The organism is Flavobacterium sp. RNTU_13 (assembly GCF_046614455.1).
GTDB lineage: Bacteria > Bacteroidota > Bacteroidia > Flavobacteriales > Flavobacteriaceae > Flavobacterium.
In genome coordinates, this window is record NZ_JBKJHB010000004.1 from 96455 (window position 1) to 110368 (window position 13914).

General features: G+C 41.6%; 12 protein-coding genes. 7 read left to right on the top strand and 5 right to left on the bottom strand.

Annotation, left to right across the window (positions count from 1 at the left end):
- The first annotated feature begins 33 nt into the window (after nucleotides 1–33).
- The 6 genes from ACLI08_RS10830 (at nucleotide 34) to rlmB (ending at nucleotide 8437) form a co-directional block, all read left to right on the top strand.
- A complete protein-coding gene (locus ACLI08_RS10830) occupies nucleotides 34–1695 on the top strand; it encodes a hypothetical protein (protein ID WP_411428502.1) in 1662 nt (553 codons plus the stop codon).
- A 164-nt stretch (nucleotides 1696–1859) separates the two neighbouring features.
- Nucleotides 1860–4964, top strand: coding sequence for a SusC/RagA family TonB-linked outer membrane protein (locus ACLI08_RS10835; RefSeq protein WP_411428503.1), 3105 nt, complete (start codon nucleotides 1860–1862; stop codon nucleotides 4962–4964).
- A gap of 13 nt (nucleotides 4965–4977) precedes the next feature.
- Complete coding sequence (locus ACLI08_RS10840) at nucleotides 4978–6468, top strand: SusD/RagB family nutrient-binding outer membrane lipoprotein (RefSeq protein ID WP_411428504.1); 1491 nt, start codon at nucleotides 4978–4980, stop codon at nucleotides 6466–6468.
- 7 nt (nucleotides 6469–6475) lie between these two features.
- Nucleotides 6476–7111 (top strand): DUF5011 domain-containing protein, encoded by a 636-nt coding sequence (locus ACLI08_RS10845; RefSeq protein ID WP_411428505.1) that lies wholly within the window; start codon nucleotides 6476–6478, stop codon nucleotides 7109–7111.
- Nucleotides 7112–7159: 48 nt separating this feature from the next.
- Nucleotides 7160–7639 carry a lipid-binding protein gene (locus ACLI08_RS10850; RefSeq protein ID WP_411428506.1) on the top strand — a complete coding sequence of 160 codons (480 nt, stop codon included), beginning with the start codon at nucleotides 7160–7162 and terminating at the stop codon, nucleotides 7637–7639.
- Nucleotides 7640–7702: 63 nt separating this feature from the next.
- Nucleotides 7703–8437: a 23S rRNA (guanosine(2251)-2'-O)-methyltransferase RlmB gene (gene rlmB, locus ACLI08_RS10855; protein WP_411428507.1), complete on the top strand. Its 735-nt coding sequence runs from the start codon at nucleotides 7703–7705 to the stop codon at nucleotides 8435–8437.
- Nucleotides 8438–8539: 102 nt separating this feature from the next.
- On the opposite strand, the gene ACLI08_RS10860 is transcribed toward rlmB, so the two are convergent.
- The 3 genes from ACLI08_RS10860 to ACLI08_RS10870 form a co-directional block, all read right to left on the bottom strand.
- Nucleotides 8540–9010, bottom strand: a complete 471-nt coding sequence (locus ACLI08_RS10860; protein ID WP_411428508.1) for a hypothetical protein — start codon at nucleotides 9008–9010, stop codon at nucleotides 8540–8542.
- Between the two features lie 89 nt (nucleotides 9011–9099).
- On the bottom strand, nucleotides 9100–9891 hold the full coding sequence (locus ACLI08_RS10865) for a rhomboid family intramembrane serine protease (RefSeq protein WP_411428509.1): 792 nt from the start codon (nucleotides 9889–9891) through the stop codon (nucleotides 9100–9102).
- Between the two features lie 130 nt (nucleotides 9892–10021).
- Nucleotides 10022–10897 (bottom strand): hypothetical protein, encoded by an 876-nt coding sequence (locus tag ACLI08_RS10870; protein ID WP_411428510.1) that lies wholly within the window; start codon nucleotides 10895–10897, stop codon nucleotides 10022–10024.
- Nucleotides 10898–10997: 100 nt separating this feature from the next.
- Between ACLI08_RS10870 and ACLI08_RS10875 the strand changes: the two genes are divergently transcribed.
- Complete coding sequence (locus ACLI08_RS10875) at nucleotides 10998–12275, top strand: replication-associated recombination protein A (RefSeq protein ID WP_411428511.1); 1278 nt, start codon at nucleotides 10998–11000, stop codon at nucleotides 12273–12275.
- Between the two features lie 166 nt (nucleotides 12276–12441).
- On the opposite strand, the gene ACLI08_RS10880 is transcribed toward ACLI08_RS10875, so the two are convergent.
- Complete coding sequence (locus ACLI08_RS10880; RefSeq protein ID WP_411428512.1) at nucleotides 12442–13224, bottom strand: hypothetical protein; 783 nt, start codon at nucleotides 13222–13224, stop codon at nucleotides 12442–12444.
- On the bottom strand, nucleotides 13225–13914 hold the full coding sequence (locus ACLI08_RS10885; RefSeq protein WP_411428513.1) for a YjjG family noncanonical pyrimidine nucleotidase: 690 nt from the start codon (nucleotides 13912–13914) through the stop codon (nucleotides 13225–13227).

Below are 13914 nucleotides of genomic sequence, written 5' to 3' on the forward strand. Positions count from 1 at the left end.
GCGTTATTTTTACAACCCGGAAATAACACCCGATTGAAAAAAACACTCCTTATATACATATGTATATTTTTCTGCCTGAAAACGGCAGCACAAAACGTATACCTTACTGCCGAGGGCGCTACAAAAACCGAAACTGCCTCTATCGACTCTATAGGATACGCAAAGGTACACCCAAACGCAAAAAGCCTTAAGGCCGAAACCGAACGCCTGGCAGCACAACTCTACGCGTCCGGATTCTTTGAATCGCAGATCAGCGCAAATATAAAACTAAACGACTCCACTTACTTATTTCAGTACAAACTGGGTTCACGCATAGCCAACATTAAGGTAGCAACCAAACTTCTTTCCGAATCCGAGAAAGATTTACTAAATATTACCGAAGATACCATCAACCTTAGCCCGGCAGGGATTGAAAACTTTATGGCCGGCAAACTTACGTTATTGGAACAGAAAGGCTATGCCTTAAGCCAGCTTCAGCTAACTAACTATACCAGAAAAAACAATACACTAAACACTACCCTACAACTTACACTCGAAAAAAAACGTAGTGTAGACAACCTCGTTATAGAAGGCTACCCAAAGTTTCCTGAAAGTATAAGGCGAAATATTTTAAAGCAATACAAGAAAAAACCTTTTAATAAAGACAACATTCAGAAGATATATCAAACCTTTAATAACCTAAGATTTGTGTCGTTGCCCCGCTATCCGGAAATCCTTTTTAAGCAAGACACCACTACTATATATGTGTATGCGCAAAAAGCCAATGCCAATACATTTGACGGTTTTATAGGATTTAGCAACGATGAACAGCAAAAACTAAAACTAAACGGCTACCTGGACCTCACGCTGATAAACACCTTAAACAGCGGAGAGAAATTTAACCTGTACTGGAAAAACAACGGACAAAAGCAAAGCACCTTTAATACCAGCCTGGAACTGCCTTACATTTTTAAAAGCCCAATAGGAATAAAAGGCGATTTACAGATATTCAGGCAAGACAGCACGTTTCAAAATACGGTCTCTAATATAAACTTAGCGTATTATTTTAAATACAACACAAAGCTACTTCTCGGCCGAAGCGCCACAACATCGGTAAGCACTACACAAACCGACACAAGTCTTAGTGGATACAACAGCAAATTCTGGACCGCCACTTACGAAACAGCAGCCTATGACAACCGCTACACATTTTTTCCCGAGCGCTACACCTTATATTTAAGATATGGCAACGGAAAACGCGACAGCGACAAAGGGAACAGCGACCAATACTTTGCCCAAGCAACAGCAGATTACAACGCTCCTTTAAACAATAAAAATCTGATTTATTTAAAAACGCAACTGTATTACCTTAACAGTCAAAATTTTGTAGTAAATGAGCTACAAAGATTTGGAGGCATAAATTCGATACGCGGATTTAACGAGAACATTTTGCAGGGTGATATGTACAGTTTCGTAATGACCGAATACCGGTATATTGCATCAGAAAATTTATGCTTGCATAGTATATTTGACGTTGGCTACTATCAAGACCACGCTACAAACCAAAATAACGGGTTATTTTCAATCGGTTTCGGAGCAAAAATTTTCACTTCAAATGGGATTTTTAACATAATTTACGCAAACGGCACAGAAAAATCACAAAACGTAAAGCTTTCAAACTCAATAGTACACGTAAGTTTTAAAACAAAATTTTAACATTTAAATGCCGTTTTTAGGCTTTAACACTTCGCTTTATCTAAAATTTATCATAAATATATTGTTTTCATTAACTTAAATTCAGATATTTGAAATTGACTAACTCAATTGATTCACTAATGAAAACGAAACTTCAGGTTTTATTAACATTGCTCTGCGTGTTAATGATGCAAATTTCATTTGCACAAGAAAGAACAGTTTCAGGAACTGTTACCGATCAGACGGGTTTTCCGCTTCCGGGTGTTAACGTTTTGGTAAAAGGAACCACTACAAGCGCACAAACGGACTTTGACGGAAAATTCCAGATTAAGGCCACACCAGACCAAATTCTGGTATTTACATTTGTGGGAATGTCCACACAGGAAATCAAAGCTTCAAATGCTTCGATTAATGTAAAAATGGCAGACTCTGCCCAGGAGCTTGAAGGCGTTGTAGTGACGGCCGTGGGTATTAAAAGAGAAAAATCTTCTCTTGGTGCTGCAACAACCACGCTAAAATCTGAAGAGATTGTACGCGGTGAGCAGGCAAACGTTTCAGATGCGCTTAAAGGTAAAGTTGCCGGTGTTGTAATATCAGCATCGTCTACAGACCCGGGAGCTTCATCAAGCATTATGATAAGGGGTATTAAATCCCTTGCAGGGTCTAACCAGCCACTATTTGTTGTAGATGGTATTCCTATCAGTAACGTAGCAAACTCGTCATCAAGCCTGTCTGGCGGATACGACTTTGGTAACGGTATCAACGACATTAACCCTCAGGACATTGAAAGCATGACAGTACTTAAAGGTGCTTCTGCAACAGTACTTTATGGTTCAAGGGCGGCTAACGGAGTAATCCTTATTACTACTAAAAAGGGTAAAAAAGGTAAATTATCTATCGATTTTACTACCACAACCACTTTTACTCAAATTAACAGGACTCCTAGGTACCAAAATCAATTTGGTCAAGGATGGGATGGAACCCACTACCTAATTGAAAACGGATCATGGGGACCTAAATTTGACGGACTTCCTCGTATATGGGGCCATGTTGTAAACAACAGCCAGCTTATAAAGCCGTACTCTTTCCAGAAAGACCAGCTTGAAAACTTCTTTACTACCGGTACATCTAAGATTAACTCGGTATCAGTTTCAGGTGGCCACGGTGACAGCACTGTACGTTTATCGTTCTCTAATACGGCTCAGGATGGTATTTACCCAACAGATGCCGACTCTTTTGAGAGAAATAACCTATCCCTTTCAGGTGCTACAAAAGTGGATAAAATAAGCATTAGTGGTAGCCTAAGCTATATAAACACGAGCGGAAAATCTGTAGCTACAGGACAAGGTGTTACAGTTTACAACAACCTTATGCAAATACCTAACGATATTCCTATCACAGAATTTAAGGACTATCTGGGAGATTTCCATAATGTAAGCAACTACTACACTCCTTACGGTATTACAAACCCTTACTTTACACTAAACGAAAACGGAAGTAAGAACAAAAAAGAACGTTTTCTTGCCAGTACGGAGTTTAACTACGAGGCTACAAAATGGTTGTCATTTACCTACCGATTTGGTCTTGACAGCTATAACGACCACACTAAAATATGGACTGCGCGTATAGATGCTCTACCGGGCAGCCCTAACGACGGATCTACAACCGAAGGCCCTGGCAGCTACTCTGAAAGCATGTTTAACTACAAGCAGGTTAACCACGATATCCTGGCTAACTTTAATGTAGATATTACAGACCAAATTAAACTTTCATCTTCTGGAGGTTTAAACATTAACGATGTAAGAACAACCAGCCTAAGCGCTTCTGTAGCTTCACAAGATATTCCGGGCTTCTATTCACTTGCTAACAGTGCAGAAATTCCTGTGGTGGGAACATATATAGATCAACGAAAAATATATGGCCTTTACGATACTACAACACTTTCTTATAAAGATGAACTATTCTTAACCGGTAACGTGCGTAACGACTGGTACTCTACACTACCTGCAGCAAACCGTTCTCAACTTTATGCCGGTGTAAACAGTAGCTGGGTATTTACCCGTTCTTTACCAGGTATAGAAAAAGTAATCAACTACGGTAAACTAAGAGCCGGTTACGGTACTGCCGGTGGAGATACAGGCCCTTACCAAGTACAAAACGTATTTGTTCCTACAAACGTAGGTATGGGCTTTGGTAACCTAACTTACCCTATAAACGGAATAAGTGCCTATACTATAGGTAACAGGATGCCTAACCCTGACCTTAAGCCACAAATCAGAACAGAGTTTGAGGTAGGTACAGAGCTATCGCTGTTTAAAAACTTTGTTACTGTAGATGCAACATACTTCAACGCAAGAGTAGATAACCAAATTCTTTCATTGGCATTAGCCCCTTCATCTGGTTACACATCTCAGGTAGCTAACGTAGGTAGGCTAAGGACAAAAGGTTTTGAAGGTTTAGTTACTTTTAACTGGGCTAAAAACCCCGAAGGTTTTGGATGGTCTACCAGCCTTAATTACACGAAAGCAAGATCTGTACTAGAAGAACTGGACCCTAGGCTTACTACTGTACCTCTTGGTGGCTTAAGCACCTATGAATATATAGCTCAGAAAGGGCAACCGGTAGGTTTAATAAAAGGTTACGTTCCGGAAACAGATCCTAGCGGAAACGTAGTTGTTGATGCAAACGGTGTACCGGTAGCTGCCTCTACAAAGCAGATATATGGCGACTCTCAGTATGACTATACTATGGGTATTACAAACAACATCAGCTGGAAAGGCCTGTCATTAGACTTTACATTTGATATTAGGCAAGGTGGTCTTATGTATTCAAGAACAGCAGATATTACACGTTTTACCGGAAACTCTATAACTACTACGTACAATGGTCGTGAGCCGTTTATTGTTCCTAATTCTGTAGTTAAAACAACAGGTGCAGACGGAGCTGTTACCTACACACCTAACACTACTCCTGTTAGTGGAGAGTATATGGATGACTACTACAGGGCAGATGCTAATGCACGTGCTAATGTAATAGATAAATCGTTTGTAAAGCTTCGTGAAGTGGTACTTAGTTACAAGCTACCATCTGACCTTCTTAAAGGAACTTTCATTAATTCACTATCTGCATCAGTAATAGGACGCAACCTTTTCCTTTGGACACCATCTAGTAACCAGTACATAGACCCAGAGGTTTCTACATTTGGTAATGACTTGTCTAGCCAGTTTGGGGAATTTAGCGCAAACCCTTCTACACGCAGTCTTGGCTTTAGCTTAAAGGCTAACTTCTAAATAACAAAAGGATATGAAAAATATAAATAAAATACTCATAGTTTTTGTATTAGGTCTTTTTGTTTCTTGCGACGAAAAACTTGATATCAATACAGACCCTAACTATCCGGGAGAGATCAATGCAGGTTTAGCACTAACATCTGCTGAATCTACCCTTGCAGCAGTAGTTGGAGGTGAGCTTACAAACCTGGGCGGTTTTTATGCCCAGTACCACACTCAGGCTCCATCGGCAAGCCAGTTTGAAAACATCGACTCGTATAACCTAAACACGGCGTACGCTAACACACCGTGGACGCAGTTATACGCTGGTGTACTTACCGACCTTAAATATGTAACGGAGCAAGCTAATGCTTCTAACGATACAGGAACTGCACTGATTGCAGAAGCCCTTAGAGCGTATACTTATCAGCTGCTTGTAGACCTTTTTGGTGATGTGCCATATACTGAGGCACTACAAGGTACAAGTGGAAATATTACTCCAAAAACAGATTCTGGCCAGGCTATATACGCTGACCTGCTTACTAAACTTGATGCTGCTGTTGCTGCGTACAATGCAAATCCGAGCACTCCAAGTGTAGGTACTCAGGATGTTATTTATGGTGCCAGCATAAGCCAGTGGATTAAGTTTGTTAATACCCTAAAGCTAAAAATGTACATCCGTATGGCTTACACCAGCCAGGCAAATCCTGCTGCGGTTAATGCCCTATTAACGGAAGGTAATTTTATAACTGAAGATGCAGCTTTTAAGAACTTTACAACTTCAGCTAATAAAAGGAACCCGTTCTATGAAACATTCCTAGCACAAACGGGTCTTGGAGACGTAAATCACGTAGCAAGTAATACGTTACACGATTTTTACGCAGATAACGCTGACCCTCGTTTAAGGGCTGCATACAGGGCAACTTCGTCTAACACCTACCCTTCTATACCTCAGGGTACAGGTAACACGTTTAACAACACTGCCATTTCTTATGCCCGTCCTAACATTGGACCCCTTACACCAGTATTCTTCCTTACAATCGCAGAAAGCAACTTTTTACAGGCAGAAGCCCTTATAAGGTATGCAGGCGGAACAGGTGCAAAAGCTAAGTACGACGCTGGTGTAGATGCTTCGTTTAGCATTTATAAAGAATTTTATGGGTTAGATGCTACCGCAGATGCAACTACTTTTACAAATGCAGGCGGAGCGTATGAGTTCCAGTCTACAGGTAATGTGGAAACAGATGTAAGGCAGGTAATTATTCAAAAATGGGCTGGTCTTGCTTATATCAGCACGATAGAAACTTTTATTGAAAGCACTCGTACTAAATTCCCTGAAGTAGTACCTGAAGGAAGTGAAAACTATGCTATAGGTAACAGGATTCCATCGTTGATTTCGGTATTCTCTGGTACAGATGTTCCAAGCATACTGTTCTACCCGGATGACGAAGCAAGCCGTAACCCTAACATTACCCAGCACAACAACCTGAGAGAAAACGTATGGTGGGATAAAAAATCTGAATAATTAAGTTATGAAAAAAATACTTTTAGCCAGTATAGCACTAGTTTTAGCAGTATGCTTTACATCGTGCAGTTACGAAGATCCTATAGGGTCTAAGGTAACAGTATATCCTATAATTACACTTAATGGCGATGCTATAACAGTAATTACTGAAGGCGCTACATTCTCTGATCCGGGAGCAGTAGCGACAATTGGTGATGAAGAAGTGGAATTAACCAAAACAGGAACGGTTGACGCAAATACACCCGGAGTTTATAATCTTTACTACTCTGCAGTAAACGAAGATGGATTTTCGGCAGAAAAAAGAAGGATCGTAATTGTACTTAGCGCTGCGCCAAGTACGGTAGACCTTTCCGGAACATTCTACCGAAATGGGAACCCAAATAACGTGGTAAGAATTGCCGATAGGGTATACACTGCAGACAATGCGGGTGGTTTATCGCTAAGTGACCCGTCGATTCTTATCAAGTTTACGTTCTACAATATTGACGATACACGTATCTATGCCCCATACCAGGAAGATGTTTCTGCAACGGGTATAGATGTAGAATCAAACATCGGTACCATAATATCTCCTGATAACTTTACCTGGGTGCTATATGCTTCTGCAACTTACGGTACTGCTGTAAGGAACTTTATCCGATAACCTAATTTTTTAAGGACTATGAAAATATTAAATATAAAAACTAGTTTGTTGGCCCTGACAGTTGTTATGTCTGCTGTACTTGTATCATGTAACGACGACGGATACGCTGACTACAAACAAGGCGGAGCTCCTAGTGAGGCAATGAACGGAGAATGGTGGATTGACATTACAGATGCAACCACAGGTGAGGTGTATGTACAACATGCATTTCATAAAACCTATGACGACAACAAAGGCGGCATGTGGATAAGCGACCGTTCTGGTTCTTCATTTACAGGCTGGTACTTGGAGTCTGTTGTTAATGTAAACAATTCAAACCTTACCTTTAGTGCTACAGATGCTGCTAACCTTGCAGACGATTCTAAAGTAACAATTACCGAAGGTAAAGTTTTGAAAAACGCAGGACGCTCTAAAACAGGTGTAGCAGTAGACAGTATCTACTTTAAAGGGGTATTTGACTACGACAAAAGCACTACACTTATATTTGCAGGAACCAAGCGTACAGGCTTTGAGGAAGACGAATATTAGTAGTTTTCTTAACATACTACAGAAACCACCCTTTTCAGGGTGGTTTTTTTATACCTTTGCACTATGGAAAAAGAATACCAGATATTTGGCATACGTGCCATTATTGAAGCAATAAACGCAGGAAAAGAAGTAGACAAGGTTTTTGTACAGAAAGACGCCCAAGGCGACCTGATGCGCGAATTGCTGAAAGTACTTAAACAAAAGAGCGTTAACTTTACCTACGTACCTGTAGAAAAGCTAAACCGACTTACGCCAAACAACCACCAGGGCGCGGTGGCAAGCATATCGCCGGTAAAGTTTCATGATATGGAAACGCTTATTGAAACCGTGCTTGAAAGCGGAAAAACACCCCTGTTGCTTATATTGGACCAACTGAGTGATGCGCGCAACTTTGGCGCCATTATACGTACAGCAGAGTGTACAGGTGTAGACGGTATTATTGTACAAAAGCAGGGCTCGGCACCCGTAAATGGCGATACGGTAAAAACATCAGCCGGTGCTGTATTTAATGTACCAATTTGTAAAGTAGAGCACATTAAAGATGCTATTTTCCACCTGCAAGGGTCGGGCATAAAAACCATAGCAGCGACAGAAAAAACAGAAAACACCATTTACGATGTTTCGTTTAACGAACCTGTGGCTATAATTATGGGAAGCGAAGACCGAGGTATTAACCCATCGGTACTTAAAATTGTAGACGACAAAGCGAAACTACCCATGTACGGTACTATATCTTCATTAAACGTATCGGTAGCCTGTGGCGCGTTCCTTTACGAAGCAGTGAGGCAAAGAATGTAACCTTTACATAAAATTATAATACAACAGAAAAGCCGCATTTGATTCTTCAAACGCGGCTTTCTTTGTAACACATATTGTACAATTGCGAGTAATTAAACGTTGCTAATATTCTAACGTCTCGTCAACAGGATGAGGAGGGTACTTTTCGCGCTCTTTTTCATCAGAACAGCTAGCCCATACCCTATAATACTCCTCATTTTCAGTACGGCTCTTTATAGAAAACTCTTTAATCTGATTATACAACTCAGAAGCTTCGTCAACGCTTTTAAAATTCGTCTTGCTAAGATTGTCGTTTATCCATTTAAGCAAAAGTATATCGCTAGAAAGCAGTGGCTGTACTTCTTTATTTTGCCCCGGCTTCGGTACAAGTTTTTCAACAAAGCGTTCCATGAGTTGGTTGCTTTTAATAAAACTTTCTGAAGTAATTAAATTCTTATGCAACCTGCCAAGTTCAGAAAGCGGCTTTTCGGCGTCAGTTACAGGAACCGGAGGCGACTGATATGCTACTGTTTTTTGTTTTGAACCGCAAGCAACAAAGATTCCTGTCAATACAATCAAAGATAATTTTTTCATTAAAACGTTGTTAATTGGTTAGTAACGATTGGTATGTAAAAGCTTCTAAAGCTACAAAATCTCCAGATAATGGCAAGAGGTAAAAATACCTATTTACTGTTATCATTTTGTAAATAAACATAAACCACCTGCACGGGTAACGTAGTACTAGGCTGTGGTGGCGATAAAATCTCGGCATCCACTACCTCCATGTCTTCCGGTTTCGGTGGGTTTACAAAATTGCCGTTTTCGTCAAACCGTTTCATAAACGGGTCGGATTTTGGGTCAAAGTCGGGTTTTTGCCAGTCGTATACAATGTGCCTGTTTTTATACTCCGGCGTATCGTAAGCCTTAGAAAAAAGGAAACCCGCCAAAAATCCGCCCAGGTGCCCTTCCCAACTTACCTGCTCATCTACCCCCGGGAACACATACCACAGCATACTGCCGTACAGCAGCACTATGGTTAACGATAGTGCCACCAGCCTGTAATAACCCGTTTGTATGCCTTTAAAAAATATAAAACTCACCAGTACATATATAAGTCCGCTGGCGCCTATATGGTAGCTTCCCCCCCGCCCTATGAGCCACGTAATAAACCCCGATATAAGCACACCATACATAATTACCTGTAGCGCGTACCTTCGGTAAAAATAACGCAGGGCGGCAATGAGGAGAAAAAGCGGGATGCTGTTGTTATAAATGTGCTCCAGGCTGCCGTGTAAAAAAGGACTGAGCACTATGCCGCGCAGCCCCACGAATGTACGTGGTAAAATGCCGTATTGCGTAAGGTATAAATGGTATTTTATTTCGACCCAATAACAAATCCAGATGGCAAGCACTGCAGTAAGCGGCCATAAAATTACAGAGGGCGAAAACTTAAAGGGTTCGTTATCCTGTTTCATGCCCCAAGGTACTCAAAAAAGCATCCAAAGTTTTTTTCCTGTTAAAATGGCAGTCCGGTATATACCCAAAAAAGCGCTTTGCCAATTCTAATACTTACCCAAATACCCACACGTTTAATTTCTACAAAACCTACTTCCTCGTTTTCTCAATTTCAACATCCATTATATAGCGTGCTCCCTTAATTCGTTTCCATATCTGTGGGCTGGTTATTCCGGTATTCATATCTATAAAACTGTCGTAAATAAACCCACTATTTTTGTGGCTGCCACGTTCCAATTTAAGGTAGGGCACTGCCGATATGGCGCCCACCTTAGACATTACCGTAAAGGTTTTATAAAAACCCTCGTCTAAACTTTCCAAACCCGGAATAATAAAAACCACGCAGGCACCTTGCCTGGGGACTTTAATATGGTATTTTGAAATATCTTTGGTAGCCCAGGTGGCTCCATTTTTATTTTCAACAACTATATCCTGAGGCAAAAGCGGCTTTCCCGGTAGTTTTGTGATGCTGTCTAGCGCATACACATTAGCCTTAAAAGGAAGAAAATTAAGCCCTTTAACTCCATGGGCATTGGTTACCCTAAATTTAAGCGCTGTAATCTTATCCCCCGCAGAAGCCTCAACAGGGCTGGCAATTTTCATCCCAAAAGAAAAATTAGTGTAAGGTAAAGTTGTGCTATCCTTATCGGCACGGGAGTCTACCACTACCTCATCCAGTACATTATCGCGCTTAGTTACCTTAAATACTTTTTTAATAGCCAAAGAATCTTTCGGTATAATACGCCTGTAATAATTAACATGACTAATGATAACGCTATTATACTTACCCGAAGCATCAATTTTAATGTTTCCGTTGTAGTTGGCTGCGCCCACAAACACAGAGTCGGTATAAACATCTGCATCCTGTAGCGGTGTATTTGTAGCCCCATCGAGAAAACGAAACAATTTCGGCTGGGCGAACACACAAGAATACACAAAAAAAGTAAGAAACAACAGTCGGTACATTGGTTTAGGATTTGGTTTATGTTAAAACGGAAATACGCCACGCTTAGTATTTAGCATTTTTAAAAGAGGCTTTTTTGTACCAAATACGTAATTTTACACCATGGAAGCACCATTAGCAGAACGCATACGCCCGCAACATTTATCGGAATATATAAGCCAGCTGCATCTGGTAGGGCCAAATGGCTCTTTAACCCAGCAGATAGCCCGTGGCATTATACCATCGCTTATACTATGGGGGCCTCCGGGTACAGGAAAAACCACCCTGGCGCAGATTATGGCGCAGGAAAGTAACCGTCCGTTTTTTGTGCTGAGTGCCATAAACAGCGGTGTAAAAGATGTGCGCGAGGTTATAGACAAAGCGAAGCAAAGCAGCGGCATGTTTACCTCTAAAAACCCGATTCTGTTTATAGACGAGATCCACAGGTTTAGCAAATCCCAGCAGGATTCGTTACTGGCGGCCGTAGAGCGCGGATGGGTAACGCTTATAGGCGCCACTACCGAAAACCCAAGTTTTGAAGTGATTCCCGCATTGCTTTCGCGCTGCCAGGTATATGTACTAAATGCGTTTACGCGAGACGATCTGGAAGCGTTGCTGCATCGTGCCATGAAGGCCGACCATATACTGAAGACCAAAAACATAGACCTTAAAGAAACCGAAGCCCTGCTGCGCCTTAGCGGGGGCGATGGCCGTAAGCTGCTGAATATTTTTGAGTTGGTTATTAACGCCAGCGAGGGCGACGACATTGTTATTACAAACGACCGCGTAATGCAGTTGGTACAAAAAAATACGGTTTTGTATGACAAAACCGGTGAGCAGCACTATGACATTATTTCCGCTTTTATAAAATCCATACGCGGCAGCGACCCAAATGGGGCGGTGTACTGGCTGGCCCGGATGATTGAGGGCGGCGAAGACCTGAAGTTTATAGCCCGAAGGCTGTTGATACTGTCTAGCGAAGACATAGGTAATGCTAACCCTACGGCACTTATTATGGCAAACAACACCTTTCAGGCGGTAAGTGCCATAGGCTATCCTGAATCACGGATTATACTCAGCCAGTGCGCGGTATACCTGGCTAATTCGCCTAAAAGCAACGCCACGTATATGGCTATAGGAAAAGCACAGAGCATAGTAAAGCAAACCGGCGACCTGCCTGTTCCGCTGCACCTGCGTAATGCGCCTACAAAACTAATGAAGGAACTGGGCTATGGCGACGACTATAAATATGCCCACGACTACGATAATAATTTTGCCACACAAGAGTTTTTACCCGATGAAATTAGCAATACAACGTTCTACGAGCCGGGAGCTAACAGTAGGGAAAATGCGGATAGGGATTTACTGCGCAAGCGCTGGAATGGGAAATATGGATATTAAGAGTCGCTTAGTTGCTAAGTACCTGATCTACTAAGCTTTATGATATTATGATACATAAAAAAGGCTTCCTCTGTAAATATTAGAGGAAGCCTTTTTTACTTTTGCAAAATATGGTTATAGCTAAGTAGCTAAGTGGCTCAAGAACTCAGAAGCTAAGAAACCCAGACTAAAACTTAATACTTAGTTTTTCGCTTACAAGCTTGTCGTTTACGTAATATTCAAAAAACCAGTCGTTGCCTTTTTTAAACACCACACCTGATTTACCCTCTCCGTTAGCCGAATAAGAATCCGGCTGCGAGGTGCGGTACATTTTCAGTACCACTTTAGGTGTGCTGTCTACCAGTTGGTAACCGTTAGCTATGGGCTGTGCAAACAAGGTGTTTTCGTTTACCGTTTGTTGTGGTTTTACCTCGGGCTGTACCTGTACAGGTACATTGTTAGCCGGGTTTACTGCGGGAGACTGAGCCGCAGCCAGTATAACCCCCTGGCTTGCCAGATACTGCGCTGCAGCGGCATCTCCTACATAATTGTATGCAACTTCTTTTAACGAGTTTATAGCGGCGCGTGTGGCCTCATAATACGCTTTTTGAAGCTCTTTTGTTTTACTCTTTCCCTTACCTGAACGCAGCACTTCTTTACCGTTACAGTCTTTTAACACCACATAAATGGTTGTAGACAACATACCCGAAGCATTGTCCAGGTTACCATAAAGCGCGTTACAACGGTTCATGGCTACCTCAACGGGTAACTGCTCATCATCAAAATAGGCTTTAAAACCATAGTGTTCAAACGCCATTTTCGTAAGCGTGTTAAGCTTAAAACGATCGGCCTCCTTAAAAAAGTCGAACTTGCGCGGCACTATAACATACTTATAGTTGTTTATAATCTCTGACTGTGCGGAAAGTAGCCCCGAGGCTAAAAACGCTATTAAAAGTACGAGTTTCTTCATTTACAAAATATTTTTAAGTTCCAAAAGGTGGTTTACCTGGAGTATATGCTGCGGGGCATCTACCTTGTGCTCGTTAAAAAAAACAGCGTCTATACCGTAATCTAAAGCGCCCTGAACATCGGCCTCTATGCAGTCGCCTATCATTACACTGTGGTGTTTCTCGGCTCCTGCGGCTGTAAGGGCATAGTGGTAAATATCCGGGTGGGGCTTTTTGCAGCCTGCATTTTCGCTGTTTGTAACCGTTGTAAAATACGCATCGAGGCCACTGTTTTTCATCTTACCTTCCTGCACGGTGTGGAAACCATTGGTTATAATGTGCAGCGCGTATTTCGGTTTAAGGTATTCCAGCAGCTCTATGGCACCGTCAAACAAATGATTGTTAAGCGGCAAAGTAGCTACATACTGTTCGCTTAAGGTATTTATAAGCGTATCGTCTGCCTCATAATTAAGCGCATTAAATACATCTTTTAAACGGCCATAGCGCAGCTGTTGTTGCGTAACCAAGCCATCGCGGTACAGTTTCCAGTACTGGGCATTAATGGGCACATGTATAGAAACAAACTCGGCTACATCTACGCCTACTTTATTTTCCGTAAGTATTTGCTCAAACGCCAGTGCCGAATTTTTTTCAAAATCCCACAGCGTATGATCCAGGTCAAAAAAAACGGCTTTTTTATCGGCTAACTTCAT